The organism is Streptomyces sp. NPDC046915 (assembly GCF_040644935.1).
Taxonomy (GTDB): Bacteria; Actinomycetota; Actinomycetes; order Streptomycetales; family Streptomycetaceae; genus Streptomyces.
Window position 1 is genome coordinate 342,180 of sequence record NZ_JBEYXB010000005.1, and the last position, 19,772, is coordinate 361,951.

Below are 19,772 nucleotides of genomic sequence, written 5' to 3' on the forward strand. Positions count from 1 at the left end.
CGGACACACAGACTTCCGGTCGGTGCGCAGGGGGGCGCCCGTGATATCCGCAGAAATGCAGTGGACCTTCGTGATCTTCCTTTCCGTGACCGTGCTCTTTCAAAAAGCGCTCGCCGCAAGAAAGGACCTGATCGCGACGTTGGTCCGTACCGTGCAGCGGTACGAAAAGGAAGAGGAAAAGACTCTCAAACAAATCACCGGGGATCTGGAGCAGCTCCGCACCGTACTGGACGACGCGCTCGAGCGGCTCGAGACGCTCACGGAGTCGATGGAGCGCTTCGAGGACCGCAAACGCCAGTACCTCCGGGTGCGTACGAACGTCGAACGGTTCTTCCCCGGCGCGGGCAGGAGCGGGCTCGGCGGATTCGTCTTCGCGACGATCACGAACTTCAGCGAGGATCCGATCACCGACTGCCAGGTGGAACTCCTCGTCAATGACGAGGCCGGCGGCACGTGTCACGTGGCGTACGTACCCGCGCGGAAGTCACGTGACCTGCGCTACCGCCTGCCGGGCGACTGCGCGGCCGACGACCGTATCGACTTCGCCGTCACCTTCACCGACTACTACTCCCGCAGATGGCTGCTCCGGCCGGACCGAGATGCGCAGGAACTCGTATGACTCTCCTCACCCGTCAACTCGTGCTGATCAGAAGGACGGAGGTCCGGCCCCAGGAAGGTGAGCAGCCCCTGGTGCGGGCCGGTACCGGATACCTGGTGGACGGTCGGACCGTACTGACGGCCGCTCACTGCGTCGCTGACGCCGCCCCCGCCACCGCCGACGATGCCACCCCCGGCCGGACGGACGCCGTTCTCGAAATACGCCGCCCGGGACAGGACACCCCCTGGACGCCGGTGACGGTGGCGGGACGGCACCGACACCTCGACCTGGCCGTACTGCGCCTGTCCGACGACGCCGGCTCGGACGAGGAGGACGACTCCCCAAGCCGTGGCGCCGGCTTCGACGGGGTGGTCACACCCTTGCTCGGCATACCGGACGGGGACGGAACGGCAGGCATCACATCGGTCGAACTGGCCGGCTTTCCCCGCGCCCAGCGGCAGCCGGACAGCACCAGGCTGCCCGAATGGGTGCCCGGCGAACTGCTGCCCCCCATCGCCGATCCCTCCCTCCTGTCGATCAACGTGCGCTCCGCCCTGCCCCGGCGGCTCGAACAGCACAGTCCCTGGGCGGGAATGTCCGGGTCCCCGGTGCTCGCGGACGGCACCTACCTGGTCGGGGTGGTGACCCAGGACAACGCCAACTTCGACGGGAGGCTCCAGGCGGTAGCCCTCCACTCGGCGCTCGAGACGGATCCCGACTTCGCCGCCTGCCTGCCCGCCGCGTGGAGGCACACGCCCGCCACCGGTCTGGCCGAACTGGCCCGGTACCGCGTCGACGACCGGCTCGCCATCCAGATCAGCTCGCCGACCTCCCCGCTGAGCCCCCTGGTCGAGGAGCGGCTCCCCCACTCTCTGGCCGAACTCACCAGTGCCCGGCACGCGCTGGTGCCCTTCATCGACCGTGCGGAACTCGCCCAGCTGCGCACCGACTTCCTCGACGCCCCGGACCGACTGCGGGTCGCCCTCGTCCACGGACCGGCCGGGTGCGGCAAGAGCAGGCTCGCCGACGAACTGCACCTCGTGGCCAGAGCGGACGGCTGGAGAGCGGGACTGGTCACCGTGTCCCAGGCAGCGCACGCCCGGCGGCTGCAGATCACCCGTCCCCTGCTGCTGATCTTCGACTACGCCGAAGCCCGGGTACCGCAGATCAAAAGGCTGCTGACCTCACTGACCCGCCTCCGTCCGGAGCCCCTCGACCGGGTACGGATCCTGCTCCTGGCCCGCAGTGCCGAGGGGCCCTGGATGAACAGGCTCCGCAGTCATGTGCAGCTGGGCCGCAGCCTCCCGGACCTCACTGTCGACCTGGCCCATCGCCCGCTGGACGCGGAGACGCGCAGGCGCCACTACGAGGCCGCGGCCGGTACGTTCGCCGTCCGGCTCGGCGTGCCCCTGCCGGAATCCGAGCCGGACCTGGAGGACGAGGAGTTCGGGCTTCCGCTGCTGGTTCACATCCGGGCGCTCCTCGACCTGCGGTCCACCGCCGAGGAACCGCACCCCCCGCCGGCCACGTGCCCGCCCGGAGCTCCGCCCGCCGCACCACCCACCTTCGCCGAACGGCTGCTCCAGGGTCTCCTGGACCGGGAGTGGGAACGCTACTGGCAGCACCGGTTCCGGACCATCGAGCCGGGCCTCGAGGAGGAAGACGCCGGTGAACTGGTGGCGTTGGCGTCCCTGGCGGGCGCCTCCGACCGGCACGAGGCGGCGATGCTGCTGAGCGGCAGCGAAGCACTGGCCGAAGCCTCCGAGGACACATGCGAACGGGCGGCACAGGTGCTGCACAAGCTGTACGCGGGCGTCGACGAGGAGTACCTCTCACCGGTGCAGCCGGACCTCCTGGGGGAGTTCCTCATCGGCCGGTACCTGCTCGCGCCCGAGCGCCTGTCGCACGTGTTCCGGCACTGCTCAACACCGCATCAGCGGGTTCGCAGCATCCAGGTGCTGCGCCGGATGACGACGAGTCCTGTCCTGTCCTCCTCCGGCCGAAGCCACGAGGCACTGCGCCGGCTGCTCGAACTCCACCTGTCGACCCTGGTGGACGAGGCGGTCGCCCTGGCCACCCGGCGCACCGACGGCGACCGGGCCGCGACCGCGTCGGGCCCTCATGGTTCGCTGGCCCGCACTCTTGCCGAGGCCCTCGCGGCCGCTCCGGTGCCCGAGGCGGCCGCGGAACTGCTGCGCCGGTCCGACCCCGTCTTCCCGGTCGGGTGGCCCGAACTGACCGACCTGGCCATCACGCTGCACGAACAGGCCAAAGAACACCTGGACTCGGTCGGCGAGACGATCCGGAAGGCACGCGTGATCCGGGCCCTCCTGGAACACCGCGGAGTACGCAACCCGCACGAAGTGCACGCGGTCGAACAAGGCGCTTCCCTGGGCGCCACCCGTCTCGTGGCCGACGGTCAGCCTCCCGTACCGCTGCTGAGCGGCGCTTCGGCACAGGCACGCGCGGTGCTGCGGGTCGGCAGGGTCGCGGAGGCCCGCACGCTGGCGCAGGAGGCCGTGGACCTGTTGCGCGCCCACGCGGACGACGGACCGGAGGTCCGCGAGGAGTTGGCCAAGGCCTTGGGCGTACTGGCGCTCACCCTGGTGAACGTACGGGATCTGCCGAAGGCCCTGGATTCGATGGACGAGTCGGTGCGCATCCTGGAGGAGCTGTGGGAAGACGAAGCGCCCGACGGTGACCTGGCTGTCGCCTCGGCCCTGATGTCCCAGGCCGTGCTGCTCGGCATCGCCGGCCGTCCGGAACCACTGGCCGGCATCGAGCGTGCGGTCGAACTGCTGCGGGCCCGTACCGACCGCTCCGGAGGCATCGACGGGCTCTCCGAACTCGTCGGAGCCGAGTGCATGCTGGCCACGATGCGGACTTCGCACGGCGACCTGGAAGGCGGGTGGCAAGCGGCTCTGGCGGCGCGGGGCCGGGCGGCCGACTACATGACGCACAGTTCCGGAGAGCTGGAGCACCTCCGGGCCATGGTGGAAACGGCCGTGGCCACCGTGGCCTGGGCCCGCAAGGACCTCACGACCGCGGTCGACGCGGTGCGCACGGCGACCGAGATCTACGAGGGCCTCTCGACGCGGTACGAGTCGATGTTCACCACGCCGCTGCTGTCGGTGTACCTGCTGGCCGGACCGATCCTCCTCGAGGACGGCCGGGCGGCTGAGGCGGTCGACCAGCTGATCACCGCGGCGGAGTGGGCGTGGGAGCTGACGCAGGACAACGCGAGCGCCTACCTGCCCATCCAGATCAACGCCATGCTGATGCTGGCGGCCGTGGGGAAGGAGGAGAACGCGCAGGAGGCGGCCGAGCTGGCGCGCGACGCGGTGGAGTTCGCCCGTGACCTCGTCGCCGACAATCCGGACGGCAACTCCCACTACTTCGCCCAGACACTCTTCACCGCCGCCGGAGTCCTGGAGGACGTCGACTGGCAGCACGCCGACGCCCTGCTGACCGAGGCGATCGACGTGTGCCGTTCGGCCGACCCGGAGTTCTCCTCGTTCGGGGCGCCGCTCGCGCTGACCCTCATGTGCGGCATCGTCCTGCTGCGTCTGGCTCACGAGGCGTTCGAGCAGGTGACGGAACTCGCCGAGGAGGGGCAGCGGATCGGCCGCCGGGTCATGGTGACCTGGCCGGACGGAGCCCGGCTGGTCCTGGGACTGATGCAGGCCGCTTCCGCCGCCCACGCGGCCCTGGGCCACGAGGCCGAGGAAGTGGTGGCGGACACGCTCGTCGTCGACTTCCTGCGCACTCTGGCCCTGGACGACCCGGCCTACCGGGAGGATCTGGCGGAGGCATTGGAGAGTCTGTCCAGAACGCTGCGCAAGGTGGGTGTCAGGGACCACGAGGCGCTGTTCGCGGAGGCGGTCGCCCTGCGGCTGGGGCAGGCCAGGGACCGGACCCTGCCGACCCCCGGGCCCGGCCCGTCCGCGCCGGAGTGCGCCGCACAGCCCGAGGGACCGAAGCAGCCCCCCGCCCCCGCGCCGCCGGAGGACCTCAGCACCCTGGCCGAGCACGCCGGACGGCCGAACAGCGTCGTCATCGGTGGTTACGGCGGCACTGCCGTCGCCGCCTACCCGTTCCGTCCGGTCCTGGTCCTCGGGCCCCAGCGCAGTCGCAAGACCACGGGTGTCGTCATTCCCACCCTTCTGGACTGGGACGGTCCGGCCCTGGTGACCTCCGTCCGCACCGATGTGATCGCGAGCACCATGGTTCACCGCGCCGGTCTGGGCCGAGCGCAGATATTCGAGCCCACCGGCAAGCTCTACGAAGGGCCGGCGACCTGTCAGTGGAACCCGCTGCCCGACTCGCGGGACTGGAGCGGGGCAGTCCAGTCCGCACACTGGCTGACGGAGGTGGGCTCCAAGCCCGGCGGGCTGCGCGAGTCGGACTTCTGGTACAACCTGGCCGCGCAGTTGCTGGCACCGCATCTGCACGCGGCGGCTGTGTCCGGCGGCACGATGGGTGACGTCTACGAGTGGGTCAAGAGCCGGGACGTCTTCGCCGTGGAGAACTACCTGGATGCCGGCGACCCGGCCGGCCGGCTCGCCTGGTCCGGGATGCAGGCCCTCGAGGAGCGCACGCTCAGCAGCATCTACGGCACGCTGATGACCTCCCTGTCCGTCTACGAGTCGAGTGCCGTCCGCTCGGCCCGCAGCTCCCTGTTCGACGTCGACCAGTTCTTCGACGGGCGGTCCCACACCCTGTACCTGTGCGCGCCGCCCGACGACCAGGAGGTTCTGGCACCGTTGTTCGTGGGGCTGATCCGCCGGGTGCTGCACGAGGCGTACGAGCGGCACGCCGCGGGCGCCTCCCACCGGCTGCTCATCCTGTTGGACGAGGCGGGCAACATCGCGCCGCTGAGGAACCTGGACACCTTGGCGACCACCGCGGCCGGCACGGGGGTCCAGCTCGTCACGGTGTTCCACGACATCTCTCAGATGATCGCCAAATTCAACGTGTACGAGGCCAGGACGATCGCCAACAACCACTCGGCGTTGCTGGTTCTGTCGGGCAACCGTGATCCCGAGACCTCCGCGCTCGTCAACGAACTGCTGCGCGAGGATCCCCTCGCGGCCGCCCCGGACGCCGGCCTGGACGGCGCCGGCCTGGACGGCGTCGGGAGACCGGTCCTGCGCAGGCTGCGGCCCGGCACGGCGCTCTGCTTCTACGAGCATCTGCCACCCGGGATCGTGCGGCTGCGCTCGTCCAGCCACGACGAGGAGTTCCGGTCGCGGGCCGCTCCCGCGGAAGACGACCCGGACGGCCGCTGGCGACGTCGGCGGCCCACCGCCGGGCGCCCGGCGTCAACTCCCGTGCAGCGGCTCGGGCCGGGCCCCGGCGCCACGAGCTGCGTCCGGTGAAACGGCCCCCCACCGGATCCGCAGCGCGCACAGCGACACGATCAGGGCCGAGGCGGCGACCGCGGACATGCCGAGGGTGAGGTCGCCGGCGCCGGCGATGAAGCCGATCAGGGCGGGGCCGGCCAGCAGGCCGGTGGTGCCCATCGCGGCGACCAGGGCCAGCGCGTCCGGGCCGTGCGCCGCCGCGGCGACGTACACGCAGGGGGTGATCGCGGCCGCCCCCAGACCGACGCAGGCGAAACCGGCCAGCGTGGGCACTACCCCGCCGGCCGCGAGGGCGAGGGCCAGGCCGAGGCCGGCGACGGCGCCGCCGACGCGGACGACCCGGCCGTCGCCCCAGCGGCTGCGCCAGCGGTCGGCCCACACGCGTGCCAGCAGCATCATGACCGAGACGACGGCGATGCCCAGCGGCGCGACGGTCGGTGAGGCCTTGACGACGTCCTTCAGGTAGAGGGCCGACCAGTCGTTCATGGCGCCTTCGGTGATGGTGCCGAACGCCATGGCGCAGCCCATCCACAACGTCATGCGGGACGGCGGCGTCAGTCCGGAGCGGCGTGCCCTCGGCTCTTGTGGCCGTTGCTCCGGCGGCCCGTCGGTCAGCAGCCGCGACCGTGCCCAGCCGAGCAGCGCCAGCAGCAGGACGGAGGCCGCCGCGAAGTGGGCCGTGACGGACGGTGTCACCGTGTTGACGCCGGAGGCCAGGAGCGCCGCGCCCAGCAGTCCGGCGCTGAAGGTCGCGTGGAGCTGGGACATGGCGGTGCGGCCGTACTTGGTCTCCAGCGCGGCGCCCTGCGCGTTCATGGCGACGTTCAGGCAGCCGACGGCGACGCCGTCGCAGCAGACGACCAGCAGCGCCGTCGGGTAGTTCGGCGCCACGGACAGGGCCAGGAGCAGCGCGGCCAGGCACAGGGCGGAGCCGAGCGCCAGGCGCCGTGAGCCCAGTCGCCGGGTCAGGAACGCGACGAGCGGGAAGGAGGCGGCGGCGCCCGCGCCGCAGGCCATGAGCAGCAGGCCCAGTTCCTGCTCGGTCAGGTCCAGCCTGGTCTTCAGTGCCGGGAGCCGGGAGGCCCAGGTGGCGTACTGGAAGCCGAGGAAGCAGAAAAGGGCCGCGATCGCCCATTTCTCGCGGCGGAATCCGTCGTGGGCGGGTGGCTTGTGCTTCAGCATCTGCGTGATCTGCATCAGCCCGGCTCCTCGCCGTCGTGCGGGCCGCTGGTACGCAGCCCGGTGGACATGTACACCGCGTCGCTGCCGTAGCCCGGCGGGGGGCCGGCCTCGCGGTGGGGCCGGTAGCCGTGGGCCTGCCAGTAGGTCTCCATGCCGCCGACCGCGATCAGCGAGATGTGCTCGAAGCCGCTCGCGCCCGCGGTGGCCGTCAGCCGGCGCAGCAGCCGGGTGCCCAGTCCGCGGCCCCGCAGGTCCTCGGCGACGACGAGGTCGTGCAGGTGGAGGTTGCTGGAGCGGAAGACCGTGTCCTCGGGGCTGGTGAGGTCCGGGTAGCGGAACCTCGGGTAGGGCAGGGCGAGTACGTAGCCCGCGATCCGGCCGCCGAGCTCCAGGACGAAGCAGGTGTCCGGTGAGCTGCGGCCCCTGGACTCCAGCGCGTCCTGGCCCTCCGAGAGCGAGCAGTCCGCGTACGCGGCGGCTTCCAGGGCGGCCACGGCCGGCCAGTCGGCGCCGGCGACGGGGCGGATGCGTGCGACGTCGTACGGAAGCGGGCGGAAGCCGTTGAAGTGCTGGGCCATGTAACTGGTGGCGTAGGCGCCGGCGGACAGGATCCAGACCGGGTCGCCGGAGGCCAGGTCGCCCGGCACGCGCACCCGGTGGTGTCCGGCTCCGTAGGTGTCGTCGCTGTCGCAGGTGGGGCCGGCGACGACGGCGTCGACGTACTCCGTCTCGTTCCGCCCCGCGTGGCCGGGGAAGGCCAGCACGTAGCCCAACTGGTCCATCTCGTAGAGCCCGTTGAACTTCCCCACGCTGAGGTACAGCCAGTGGTCGGCGGCTCCGTCCGGTCGCAGGCGTGCGGTCATCCGGTACACGTGGGCCCGGACGGCGCCGTGGTCCGCCACCAGGTGACGGCCGGGCTCCATGACGAAGTCGAGCGGGGCGGAGGCGGTCTCCCGCAGTCGTTCCATGCCTTCGCGGATGACGGTGAACATCTTGTCCAGCGGGGGTTCGAGCCTGCGGCCCCAGCGGTCGAGGTAGCCGAGCGCGGGCAGGCCGCCGCCGAGGTTGACGTGGTCCGGCACGATCTCCCGCCCGCGCAGTGCCACGAGCACCTCGGCGAGGGTGTCGAAGGCGTCCTGCCAGGCCTCGGCCGTCATCTGCTGGGAGCCGACGTGCACGGACAGGCCCGCCGGTACGAGGCCGGCGTCCCGAGCCGCCGTCAGCACCCGTACCGCGTCGTCCGGTGAGCAGCCGAACTTCCGGCTCAGGCCCCACAGGGCTCCCTCACCGCTGGTGGCGAGGCGGCAGAACACCCGGGCGCCCGGCGCGTGGGCGGCGATCGCGGCCACGTCCTGCACGCTGTCGGTGGCGAAGGTCCGGACGCCGAGCCGGTGCGCCTCGGCGATCGCCGTGTCGGACTTGACGGTGTTGCCGTAGTGGACACGGTCCGCGGTTACGCCCGTCCGCAGCGCCTGCGTGATCTCGGCCGGGCTCGCCGCGTCGAAGCCGGCACCCCGGTCGGCGAGGCAGGTCAGCACCTCGTCGACGGGGCACGCCTTGACGGCGAAGCGGATGGCCGCACCGGGCAACTCCCGTACGAGGGCGTCGTACTGGGCCTCGATCCCGAGCTGGTCGAAGACGACGGTGTCCTCGGAGGCGGCGGACAGCGCGGCGGACAGCGGCGCGGACATGTCCCCGCTCACCGGTCCGCGCCCCCGGGTCCGGTCTCCCCGCTCGCGTCCCCGAGCCCGGTCGCCCGCGCCGCGTCGACCAGCGAGGGCCAGGCCTCGATCAGCAGGGCGAAGTCCTCGATGTCCCGGCCGGCCTCGTCCAGCAGTCGTTCGCGGCGCGTCGCCAGCAGGTCGGCGAAGGCCGCGTATCTGCCGCCGAGTTTGCGGTACGCGTTGTCGACACGGTCCAGCCGCCACACGTTCTCGGACCGGTCCAGGCGGGTGCTCTCCCGCAGGAAGCCCACGACGGCGTCGGCCCGGACGCGGTGCCGGTCGTCGAGGAGGGCGGCGCCCGCTTCCGCCATCCGGTCGTAGACGTGGTGGAAGTAGAGCATCGACAGCAGGAACTTCACGAACCGCGTCTGGTAGGCGAGGAAGCCGGAGTCGGTGCGCCGTTCCGGGGTGTGGAAGTTCTCGATGTGGCGGTTGTGCAGGACCCCGGGCAGCGTGGCGTCGTGGACGAGGTGGAGGAGGAAGTAGTCGCTGCCGATGGTGTCGGTGGCCGGTGGCAACGGCACCCGCTCGTACACCTCGTGGTGGAGGGCGATGTTGCACATGTCGACCCGCATGGGGTCGACCAGGGTCAGTGTCGAGTGGTCCTCGGTGAACGGGTCGGTGCCGGCGCCTTTGAAGGACTCCGCGACCAGGTCCCGCTTGCGCTCCTCGGACCAGTCACCGGGCGCCCAGAGGCCGACCACCTCGTGGTAGAGGTCATCGTCGAGGCGCTGTATCTCGCCGATGTCCACGGAGAGTTCGCCGATGAAGGAGGCGCCGGCCAGTGACACCGGGCGGTCGGCATGCGCGGGGTCGAGGTCCGTTTCCGACACGCCCGGCGCGGCCTCGGCGGCGCGCATGCCCAGCGACGGCAGTTCGTGGTGCACGGGGAACACCGGCTCGCCGTCCGCCGCCTGGTAGGCGCTGTCGGAGTCCCGGCGGTGCACCGACCGGCAGCCGAGCGCGCTCGCGATCAGGAAGGCCCGGTTGGTGCAGGCTCCGTAGGAGACGCCGGACGGGAGCATGAGGTCGAGCATCCGGTCCGGGTCGGCGGGAGCGGTCCGGTGGATCACCTCCCGCAGGAAGTCCCGCTGCCGGGCCTCGTCGAGGTGGTGGATGGTCCGTCCCGCCACCGGGGGCAGTGCGGCCAGGACGCGGGCGTGCTCGGCCCGGGTCGGCTCGTCGCAGGAGTCGAGGACCAGCAGATGCACCTCGGCGTCGAAGTGGCGGGCCGCGTGGGCCGCCTCCTCGGCGACGGCGGCCAGGGTCGGGGCGCAGGCGCGGTTGGTGGGAAGGGCGAGGCAGATCCGGTGCGTGCCGGTCCCCGGGCTCACCGCTCGTCCCCCTGTCCGTGCCAGGAGTCCAGCCCGAGGAGCTTGCGGCCCAGGCCGTCGAGGACGGCGGGGCCGTAGCGGAGGGCCTCGGGCTCGCGGGCGTCGCCGAGCAGGGTCGCGTTCCAGTCGGGGGTGCTGAGGGTGCGCCAGGACTCGACGCGGGAGGCGCGCAGGTCCGTGTGCTCCTCCAGGGCGGGCATCATCGACAGGTACTGGACGGCTCTGACAGCGTTGTCGGAGAGGTTCGGTGCCACGCCGTGCGCCAGCAGTCCGTTGAAGATCAGCAGGTCGCCGGCCTGGAGGTCGGGCCGTACGACGGGGAACTCCGAGCGGTCGATCGCGGGGCGGATCGGGTCGCGGCCGGCGGGCTGGGCCACCCGCCATTCGTCGAACTGCCGGAACAGTTCGGGCGCGCACTGGAAGCCGCCGAGTTCGGGGCGGGTGTCGGTGAGGGCGATGATGCCCTGGACGCGCTGCGGGAGTACGCCGAGGGTGGTGTCGACGTCCCAGTGCAGCTCGATGTCGAAGCCCTCGGCGGTGGGTTCGATCAGGGAGCGCGAACGGGTGCCCCGGTTGGGCGGGTTGAGGTTGAGCCGGTCCAGCGTGACCCACAGCTCTTCGCAGTCCCACACGTCGGCGAAGGCGCCGTGGACCCGCTCGGTCTGGCGGCTGTCCCACAGGAGTTGGTGGTGGTAGGCCTCGACGAAGCCGTAGACGTGCAGGTCGCGGTCGAGGTCCGAGCGGAACTCCCGCTCCTCGTACCAGGTTTCGGGGCGGTCGGGGTCGAGTCCCTGGAACTCCCAGGCGAATTCCAGCAGGCTCTTGGCGGCGCCCGGGGAGATGGCGTCCCGGACGACGACGTAGCCGTACGTCTGCCAGAAGGCGAGGTCCGCCTCGGACAGCACGCGCAGCGGCCGTGGCTTCTCGATGTCTCTCAGGGGCGTCTGTGCGAGGTACGTCTCGCCGTCCGCGCTGAAGTAGGGGCGGTCCGATGCCGCTCGGAAGAGGTGGCGGTGACGGTCAGGCGTCGGCATACGGCGACTCCGGGTTGATCGAACTGACGTGCCCTCACCTTGGACTAGACCACTTCCCGATTCAACGAATCATGGCCGAATTGCCGCCAACTGCCTGTCAAGTGCCGGTCGTTGAACAAAGGTGAGCGCAGACACGGCCGACGCCGTGCGTGGCTTTGCCCAGGGCGGCGCTGCCCGCAACCGCAACGGTGCAGGAGCCTGTCGGCCGTTGGACATGAGTGAGCGCCGGCGGGCACGAAGCCCGGCCGGCACTCTCGGCACCGCGTCGTCAGCCCGCGACGACGCGCTCGACCACCGCGACGACCCCACGGTCGCCCGACGCCTCCAGGGCGGCGCCCGCCCGCAACCGCACCACTGAGGAAGCGTCGGCCGTTGGACATGAGTGAGCGCCGGCGGGCACGAAGCCCCGCCGGCGCTCTTCGGTACCGCGTCGTCAGCCCGCGACCACCCGCTCCGCCGCCGCCACGGCGCAGACACGGGCGGCGCCGTGCGTGGCGATGTGCAGGGCGCCGCGCGGCGGTGCCTGGGGGACGCCCATCTCGACCACGACGGTGTCCGGGCGGGCGGCGAGGAGGACGTCCAGGGCCGCGCGCATCCAGTCGTGCCGGTGCTCGTCGCGGACCACGGCGACGATCCGGCGGCCGCCCGACGCCTCGAGGGCGGCGCTGCCCGCGTCGGCGCCGGTGAAGGAGCCGGTCGTGGTGCCCGGCAGCGAGCGCTCCAGCTCGGCGCCGATGCCCCAGGGCGTCTCGTCCCCCACGGCGATGTTGGCGGCCGGGTTGAAGGTGGCGACGTACACCGGCTCGGTGAGCGGTGCGGCGGGGCCCGGGCGGGTCACGGTCAGCGCGCGGCGTGCCGCGACCAGGCCGATCTCCGGGGCGGGTTCGGCCGCGGCCTGAGGATCGCGCCGCGCCTCGGCGGTCCAGCGCGCCAGCCGCCGTACCCGGGCGGCGGCGTCGGCCAGGCGCTCCTCGGGCAGTTCGCCGGAGCGGACGGCGGCGACGAGCGAGTCCCGCAGCTTGAGCACCGTGCCCTCGTCGCACAGTCCGCCGCCGACGCAGATCGCGTCGGCGCCCGCCGCGATCGCCAGGACGACGCCGTGCTCCAGGCCGTACGTCCCCGAGATGGCCCGCATCTCCATGCCGTCGGTGACGATCAGCCCCTCGTAGCCGAGCTCGCCGCGCAGCAGCTCGGTGAGGATGCGGCGCGAGAGGGTCCCGGGGTGCTGGGCGTCCAGGGCGGGGACGAGGATGTGCGCGCTCATGACGGCGCGGGTGCCGGCCTCGATGGCCGCGCGGAACGGCACCAGTTCCCGTTCGTACAGGGTGTCCGCGTCGACGTCGATGCGCGGCACGGCGTGGTGGGAGTCGACGTTGGTGTCGCCGTGGCCGGGGAAGTGCTTGGTGCAGGCGGCGACGCCGGTGGACTGAAGGCCCTGGACGTAGGCGGCGGTGTGCCGGGCGACCAGGTCGGTGGCGGCGCCGAAGGAGCGTACGCCGATGACCGGGTTGTCGGGGTTGGCGTTGACGTCGGCGGACGGCGCCCAGTTGAAGTTGACGCCGCACGCGGCCAGGCGGCGGCCCAGCTCGCGGGCGACACCTCGGGTGAGGTCCGGGTCGTCGACGGCGCCTAGGGCGTGGTTGCCGGGGAAGGAGGAGCCGGTACGGACCTCGAGGCGGGTGACGTCGCCGCTCTCCTCGTCGATGGCGACCAGCAGGTCGTCCCGCTCGGCCCGCAACTGGGCGGTGAGGCCGGTGACCTGTTCCTGGCTGGCGACGTTACGGCCGAACAGGGCGACGGAGGCCAGCCCTTCACCGAGTCGGCGGCGCACCCAGTCCGGCGCGATGGTGCCGGCGAAGCCCGGCTGCAACACGGCGAGCGCGTCGCGGGTCAGCGTGTCCTTGCCGGTGGCGAGTGTGGTCATCGGGGGTGTCATCCCTTCACGGCGCCGTCGGTCAGGCCGCTGACGGCCTTGCGCTGGAGAACGATGAAAAGGATCAGGATGGGCAGCGCGAACAGCGTCGACGCCGCCATCGTGGCCCCCCAGTCGTCGCCGAAGGCGGTGCGGAACTGGGACAGCCAGATCGGCAGGGTCTGCTTCTCGATGCTCTTGTTGAGGATCAGGACGAGCGGGAACTCGTTCCACGCGGTGATGAAGCCGAACAGCGAGGTGGCCATCAGGCCGGGCGCCAGCAGGGGGAAGATGATCCGCACGAAGGCCTGGACGCGGTTGCAGCCGTCGACCATCGCCGACTCCTCCAGTTCCTTCGGCACCGCGGCCACGTAGCCGCGCAGGGTCAGGATCGTGAGGGGCAGCACCATCATCGTGTAGAAGGCGGTGAGCGGGACGAGACTGTCGAGCATGTCGTTGTCACGGACCAGCATGTAGATGGCGATGATCATGACCTCCCAAGGGGCCATCTGCGCCAGCATGAAGGTCACGATGAGGCCGCGCCGCCCCTTGAACCGCATCCGGGCCAGGGCGAAGGCCGCGAAGAGCGAGATCACGAGCGAGAAGACCACCGAGCACACCGTGACGATGACGGAGTTGGCGACCAGGGTCCAGAAGTGGTCGGCGTGCACGGCCTTGGTGAAGTGGGCGAACGTGATGTCCGTCGGGAACCACACCGGGTTGTCGGCGATGATGTCGCCGGCCGGCTTGAACGCCGTCGCGAACATCCAGTAGACGGGGAACGCGAACCCGACGAAGAGGACGAGGGCGGTCGCGTTGGGCCAGATACGGCCGAAGAGTGAGCGCTTCACAGCTCGTCCTCCTCTTGCTTGAGCACCATGCGCAGGTAGTACGAGGTGATGACGAGCAGCACCAGGATGGTGAGGAACGAGATCGCCGCGCCCACCCCGAAGTGCTGGTTGCCGACGCCTTCGACGAAGGCGTAGATGGGCAGGGTCTCGGTGAGCCGGTCGGGGCCGCCGGAGTTGATGGCGAAGATCTGGGCGAAGGACTTGAAGACCCAGATGACCTCGAGGAAGGTCGTGGCGTACAGGAACGGCCTGAGGAAGGGGAAGGTCACCGAGGTGAAGCTCTTCCAGGCGCCGGCGCCGTCCAGCGCGGCGGCCTCGTACAGCTCCTTGGGGATCGTGGTCGTGGCGGCGTAGAGGTTGATCGCCACGAACGGGATCGACTGCCAGACGATCAGCAGGATGACCACGGAGAAGGTGGAGTACTGGCCGCCGAGCCAGTTGTAGTCGGCCATGGAGTGCCAGCCGAGCTTGTCCAGCACCCAGTTCACGACGCCGAACTGCTGGGCGAACAGCCACTGGTAGACGGTCGTGGCCGCGATGACGGGCATGGCCCAGGCGAGGACGAGCCCCAGCAACAGCGTCAGCCGCATCTTCTTGCCCAGGCGGGCCAGCAGCAGGCCGATCAGGGTGCCGAACAGCATGATCAGCACGACGTTGACCGCCGTGAACGCCACGGAGCGCTCGACGACGTGCCAGAAGTCCGAGCCGCTGAGCACGGACTTGTAGTTCTCGACGCCGTTCCACTCGGTGAGGTGCTGGATGAGCTGCCGGGGGTTGAGGTTCTGGAACGACAGCATGCCGTTCTTCACCAGCGGCCAGCCGAGCAGGATCAGTGTGGCCAGCAGCGCGGGCAGCAGGAGCAGGTAGGGAGCGGCGGCACCGCGCCGGGCCGGGCGGCCGGCCCCGCGTGCCTCACCCCTCGGGGGCACCGGCGCCCCGGCCTTGCGGACAGCGGGCTCCCCGGCCGTGTCCGTGCCTTCGGTCTGCACTGACATGAATTGCCATCTCTTCCATGGCCGTACCGGCCGTATGAGTGGTACCGGCCGTACGAACGACACGAATGAGCCGGGGGCGACATGCGGCGCCCCCGGCGCGGGTCATCAGTTCTGCTGGGCCAGACGCTTGTTGATGTCGCCCTCCACCTGCTTGGCGGCGTCCGCGGGGGACTTACCGTTCAGCACTGCGGTCATGTAGGACTTGATCGGGTTCGGGGTGTTCTCCACGGAGGCCCACTCGGGGATCAGCGGGGTGGTGCCGCCGGCCGCGGCCGCCGGGGCCGCCGCCTCCGCCACGGCGTTGCCCTTGAGGTTGGTCTGGAGCGACGCCTTGTTGGGGATGACGCCGTTGAGCTTGGCCAGCTCGCCCTCGTACTTGTCGTTCAGGGCGATCTTCAGGAACTCCTTGGCCAGCGCCTGCTTCTTGCTGCCCTGCGCTACCGCCAGGTTGGAGCCGCCGAGGAAGACGCCCTCGGGCTTGTCGGCCGTCTCACCGGGGATGGTGAAGTAACCGAGGTCCTTCTCGATGGACTTGTTGGCGGTGACGGCGGTGCCGGCCTCCCAGCCCATGCCGATGAAGGCGCCGGTCTTGCCCTTGGCGAACACCTCGGCCTGCTGCGGGGTGGCCTCGTCCTTGTCCTTGGGGGCCGTGGAGTAGGAGGCGTACTTCTTGTAGATCTCCATGGCCTGGGTGACCTTGGGGTCGGCCAGGTTGGAGACGTACTTGTCGCCGTCCTTCTTCACGAGATCGGCGCCCTGGCCGATGGTCAGGCCGTCGAAGAAGTACCAGTTCTGGCCCGGCAGGTAGATCGGGTCGGCGTCGGTCTTCTTGCCGATGGCCTCGAGGTCCTTGTAGAACTCGTCGCGGGTCTTCGGCGTGGACTTGATGCCGGCCTTGGCCCAGATCTTCTTGTTGTAGATGACGACGCGGTTGGCGAAGTACCAGGGCGCGGCGTACTGCTTGCCGTCGTAGACGGAGGACTGGGAGACGGACGGGGTCCAGTCCGTGCCGATCTGCTGCTTGAGGTCGGCGAGTTCGGCGAGGCCGCCGGTGGCCGCGTAGGCCGGGGTCTGGGTGTTGCCGACCTCGAGCACGTCCGGCGGGTTGTCCTCGGAGAGGGCCGTGGTGATCTTCTCCTGGATCCCGTCCCACTTCTGGATCTCGAACTTCAGCTTGGCGCCGGTCTTCTTCTCGAAGGCGGCCTGCACGTCCTTGGTCCACTGGGCCGGCGCGGATCCGTCCATCGTCCAGACCCGCAGCGTCTGGCCCTTGAAGCTGTCCGGTCCCGCGTTCTTGCCGCTGTCGCCGTCGTCGCCGCCGCACGCCGCGACGGAGATCATCATGCCTGCGATACCGATCGCGGCTATCAGCTTGCGCTTCACGCCACCCTCCTCAGGGATGCCACTGACCCCCCACGCCCCCTGCCGTGACCTGCGTATGCCGCTGCCGCACGTGGGACTCGGGACCTGGCCACTAATGGTGTAGACCAGTACGGTGGAGCTTGGCCTAGACCTTTAGGGGTGTCAAGGGTGGTTCGGGAAGCCGTGCGGTCCGTTACGAGAAAGTCACCGGACGGCCGGCGGACCGCGTGCGCGGCATGCGCGGCGCCCCTCTGGTTGGACTAGACCATAGGGCAGTTGGGGGCTATAACGGGAGACCGCCGAGTGAGCCGGGAAGGCAGGTCATGACCATCGACGCCAGCAGCGTCCAGCACCGCGGGGCGCCCGGTCGCAGCGCGCGCGTGCCGAAGTACTACCGCATCAAGCAGCAGATCCTCGAGATCACCGAGGCCCTGAGACCCGGCTCGGCCATGCCGGCCGAACGGCTGCTCGCGGTACGGTTCGACACCTCACGCACCACCGTCCGGCAGGCGTTGCAGGAACTCGTGGGCGAGGGACGGCTGGACCGCATCCAGGGCAAGGGCACGTTCGTCGCCCGGCCGAAGCTGTACCGCACGCTCAGACTCACCTCGCACACCGAGGACATGCGGGCCCAGGGCCTCGACCCCGCCTCGCAGATGCTGGACATCGGCCATGTCGCCGCGGACGCGAAACTCGCGGAACTGCTCGGGATCGGCGTCGGCGACAAGGTGCTGCGCATCGAACGGCTGCGGCTGGCGAGTGGCGAGCCCATGGCGATCGAGACGACGCACCTGTCCGCGCGCCGCTTCCCGGGCCTGAGACAGTCGCTGACCACCTGCGGCTCGCTGTACACGGCCCTCGCCGAGGTGTACGGAGTGCGTCTCGCCGAGGCCGAGGAGACCATCGAGACCTCGCTGGCGACACCGCGCGAGGCCGGGCTCCTGGTCACCGACGTGGGACTGCCGATGCTGCTGCTCTCCCGGCACTCGCGGGACGCCGAGGGCACCCCGGTGGAGTGGGTCCGCTCGGTGTACCGCGGCTCCCGGTACAAGTTCGTGGCCGCGCTGATGCGTCCCGCGGACCGAGGACACGACTGACGCCGGCCCTGACCGGAACCTCACAACAGCAGGACATGGTTGACCCATTTCCCGACCGGGACCGCACAGCAACCGACCGGGACCGCACAGCAACAGGTCACGGTTGACGCACCCCCGACCGGGACCGCACAACAAGATGGGCTTGTCGTGACCGAAACGCCGAACCCGGAGACGCTCGCGGCAGCTCTGGTCGACGCGCGTGAGGCGCTGGGCCTCACGCAGGAGGGACTGGCGGAGCGCTCGGGACTGAGTGTGCGGGCGATCCGCAACCTCGAGACCGCCCACACCGCCCGCCCCCGCACACAGTCCCTGCTCCTTCTCGCCCGGGCCCTCGGCCTGCCGCCCGCACGGCTGCTGAGGTCGCCGCGCCCCTGCGGTCCGGCCGGCCCGGTGCCCGCGGAACTCCCCGCGGCGCCCCGTCACCGGCTGGCCGGCAGGGAAGGGCTCATCACCTCCCTGAAGGGCCGGCTCTGCGGGGAGGACGGCCGCGGGACCAGCGGGCCCGCCGTCGTCGTCGGACCGCCCGGCGCGGGCAAGACCTCGCTGATCCTGCGGGCCGCCCACGGTGTGCGCTCCCGTTTCCCCGACGGGCAGGTCTTCGTGGACCTGAGTCCCGCCTCCTCCCTCCCCTTCACCTCGGACACCCTCGTCCGCCGCGTGCTGCGCTCCCTCGGCGCGGCGTCGACCGCGGACAGCGCGGAGGAGGCCGCCGCCCGGCTGCGGGACGCGCTGAGCAGGCGCCGCGTCCTTGTCGTCCTCGACAACGTCGACAGCGAGGCGCAGGTCCGCCCGTTGCTCGTGGACGAGGCGCGCAGCGCCGTCCTGGTGGCCGCGCGGCGCGAACTGCCCGCGCTTCCCGGGCAGTTACGTCACCAGGTCGGTGCCCTGGCGCAACCGGACGCCCACCGCGTCCTGGAGGACCTGGTCGGGATCGCGCGCACCCGGGCGGAACGGTCCGCCGCCCTGAGCATCCTGCGCTCCTGCGCCGGGCTGCCGCTGGCCCTGCACATCGCCGGTCTGTGGCTCACGGCCCGGCCGCACCGCTCCCTGCGCGACCTCGCGGACCGTCTCGCGGACGAGCGGGCCCGCGTCCCGTTCCTGCGGGTCGGGGACCTGTCCCTGCGGGCGAGCGTGACCGCCTACCACCGGTTGCTGCCGCCCCCGCTCAAGGAGTCGCTGCGCCGACTCCAGCCCGTGCGGGGCGACTTCGGCGTGGACGACATGCTGGCCCGGGTGACGCCGTCCCCGGACCTCGCCGTCGACCTCCTCGAGGACCTGCTCCACCGCCAGATGATCCATGTCGCCGAGGCCGGACGGGACGGCGGGGTCCGCTACCGGTTGCACGACGCGGTACGGCTGTACGTGGCGCACTGTGCCGCGCAGCGCCGGCCGCTCGGCACCGGCACATGACCCTTCCGGCCGAGTCGCGGCGGGCCGGTGAGCGGCGCACGATGGAGGCAGGGGGACTCTGCCGAGGAGGTCAGTCATGGCCGACGTACGGCCGGGCGGCGTCGAGTCCGAGAACCATCCGTGGAAGATTCGTCTCGTCGACCACCCACCGCGTTTCGACTCCGATTTCTTCAAGGCCGCGAAGCGGACGGCGCACAAGATCCTCGCCCAGGCGACGGACGAGGAACTGCCGTACGGGCCGCGTCCGGTGGGTGCCGACCACTGGGAGATGCACCACGGGGGCAGCCTGTGGGTGAAGGGAGCGCGGGGCTGGCGGATGTACCGCGCCCGGGTCGGGATCGAGTGGAGCATGCAGTTCTGCGCCGACCCCGCGAAGGTGGACCGGCTCCGGCAGGAGGCCGCCGAACTCGTCGACGCCTTCCCGCTGACCCTGCCCGCGCTGGCGGAACTCGGGTACGACGGCGCCGAGGAACTGCTGCGCACCCCGGTGAAGGACGCCAAGGGCGTCGAGGCGTGGACCGACTCCCTGTTCAACTCGTGCGTGCCGCTGAGCCACGCCAACCACCAGGCGATCCTGCCCACCGTGCCGCCCGGTGAGCACCATTACCCGTGGCCGGTGAAGGGCGCGGACTACATCCGGTTCGACGACTTCCAGCTGTGGGTCACCCTGCCCGACGGAACCCACGGTGCCGTGGCCCCGGTGGACCGGCGCGGCTCCGGTGACGGGCATGTACGGCTGGCCTTCGTGCCCGAGGGCAGCGAGGCGGCGCACGCCCTGGCCGAGGCGGAGGAACAGGGCAAGATGGCCGTCCTGCCACCGGAGAGCCCGGTCGCGCTGGAGGCCTTCGCGCGGCAGATCGCTCCCGGGCAGCACTCCGCATCCGGCCGGCGCGCCGGCTGACCGGGGTCC

14 protein-coding genes and 1 pseudogene are annotated in these 19,772 nt (G+C 71.0%); 6 read left to right on the top strand and 9 right to left on the bottom strand.

Annotated features, from left to right (window positions below):
- Positions 1–40: 40 nt before the first annotated feature.
- Both ABZ915_RS15560 and ABZ915_RS15565 read left to right on the top strand, forming a co-directional pair.
- Positions 41–619 (top strand): hypothetical protein, encoded by a 579-nt coding sequence (locus tag ABZ915_RS15560; protein WP_361801880.1) that lies wholly within the window; start codon positions 41–43, stop codon positions 617–619.
- The gene (locus tag ABZ915_RS15565; protein WP_361801883.1) at positions 616–5,976 is read left to right on the top strand and encodes a type IV secretory system conjugative DNA transfer family protein; all 5,361 of its coding nucleotides are present in this window, start codon (positions 616–618) and stop codon (positions 5,974–5,976) included. The genes ABZ915_RS15560 and ABZ915_RS15565 overlap by 4 nt, the downstream gene beginning before the upstream one ends.
- On the opposite strand, the gene ABZ915_RS15570 is transcribed toward ABZ915_RS15565, so the two are convergent.
- The 5 genes and pseudogenes from ABZ915_RS15570 to ABZ915_RS15590 form a co-directional block, all read right to left on the bottom strand.
- Positions 5,920–7,158 carry an MFS transporter gene (locus ABZ915_RS15570; protein ID WP_361801886.1) on the bottom strand — a complete coding sequence of 413 codons (1,239 nt, stop codon included), beginning with the start codon at positions 7,156–7,158 and terminating at the stop codon, positions 5,920–5,922. The genes ABZ915_RS15565 and ABZ915_RS15570 overlap by 57 nt on opposite strands.
- Positions 7,158–7,637: a GNAT family N-acetyltransferase gene (locus ABZ915_RS15575; RefSeq protein WP_361802473.1), complete on the bottom strand. Its 480-nt coding sequence runs from the start codon at positions 7,635–7,637 to the stop codon at positions 7,158–7,160. Before ABZ915_RS15575 ends, ABZ915_RS15570 begins: the two co-directional genes overlap by 1 nt.
- Positions 7,638–7,682: 45 nt before the next feature.
- Positions 7,683–8,834, bottom strand: a pseudogene (locus ABZ915_RS15580) (type III PLP-dependent enzyme); the annotation flags it as partial.
- 8 nt (positions 8,835–8,842) lie between these two features.
- Positions 8,843–10,201, bottom strand: a complete 1,359-nt coding sequence (locus ABZ915_RS15585) for a DUF6271 family protein (protein WP_361801889.1) — start codon at positions 10,199–10,201, stop codon at positions 8,843–8,845.
- A complete protein-coding gene (locus ABZ915_RS15590; RefSeq protein WP_361801892.1) occupies positions 10,198–11,235 on the bottom strand; it encodes a phytanoyl-CoA dioxygenase family protein in 1,038 nt (345 codons plus the stop codon). The genes ABZ915_RS15585 and ABZ915_RS15590 overlap by 4 nt, the downstream gene beginning before the upstream one ends.
- 214 nt (positions 11,236–11,449) lie before the next feature.
- Here ABZ915_RS15590 and ABZ915_RS15595 point away from each other — a divergent pair, with 214 nt between their 5' ends.
- Entirely contained in the window at positions 11,450–11,593 is a 144-nt protein-coding gene (locus tag ABZ915_RS15595; protein ID WP_361801895.1) for a hypothetical protein, read from the top strand.
- 75 nt (positions 11,594–11,668) lie between these two features.
- On the opposite strand, the gene ABZ915_RS15600 is transcribed toward ABZ915_RS15595, so the two are convergent.
- From ABZ915_RS15600 to ABZ915_RS15615, 4 genes are all read right to left on the bottom strand, one after another.
- On the bottom strand, positions 11,669–13,159 hold the full coding sequence (locus tag ABZ915_RS15600) for a glycoside hydrolase family 3 N-terminal domain-containing protein (RefSeq protein ID WP_361801898.1): 1,491 nt from the start codon (positions 13,157–13,159) through the stop codon (positions 11,669–11,671).
- An 8-nt stretch (positions 13,160–13,167) separates the two neighbouring features.
- A complete protein-coding gene (locus ABZ915_RS15605; protein ID WP_361801901.1) occupies positions 13,168–13,998 on the bottom strand; it encodes a carbohydrate ABC transporter permease in 831 nt (276 codons plus the stop codon).
- Positions 13,995–14,993 (bottom strand): sugar ABC transporter permease, encoded by a 999-nt coding sequence (locus ABZ915_RS15610; protein WP_361801904.1) that lies wholly within the window; start codon positions 14,991–14,993, stop codon positions 13,995–13,997. Before ABZ915_RS15610 ends, ABZ915_RS15605 begins: the two co-directional genes overlap by 4 nt.
- A 105-nt stretch (positions 14,994–15,098) precedes the next feature.
- A complete protein-coding gene (locus ABZ915_RS15615; protein ID WP_361801907.1) occupies positions 15,099–16,376 on the bottom strand; it encodes an extracellular solute-binding protein in 1,278 nt (425 codons plus the stop codon).
- A 302-nt stretch (positions 16,377–16,678) separates the two neighbouring features.
- Between ABZ915_RS15615 and ABZ915_RS15620 the strand changes: the two genes are divergently transcribed.
- From ABZ915_RS15620 to ABZ915_RS15630, 3 genes are all read left to right on the top strand, one after another.
- Positions 16,679–17,452, top strand: coding sequence for a GntR family transcriptional regulator (locus ABZ915_RS15620; RefSeq protein ID WP_361801910.1), 774 nt, complete (start codon positions 16,679–16,681; stop codon positions 17,450–17,452).
- Positions 17,453–17,599: 147 nt separating this feature from the next.
- On the top strand, positions 17,600–18,862 hold the full coding sequence (locus tag ABZ915_RS15625; RefSeq protein ID WP_361801913.1) for an NB-ARC domain-containing protein: 1,263 nt from the start codon (positions 17,600–17,602) through the stop codon (positions 18,860–18,862).
- 76 nt (positions 18,863–18,938) lie between these two features.
- Positions 18,939–19,763, top strand: coding sequence for a DUF6424 family protein (locus ABZ915_RS15630; RefSeq protein ID WP_361801916.1), 825 nt, complete (start codon positions 18,939–18,941; stop codon positions 19,761–19,763).
- The last annotated feature ends 9 nt before the right edge of the window (positions 19,764–19,772 follow it).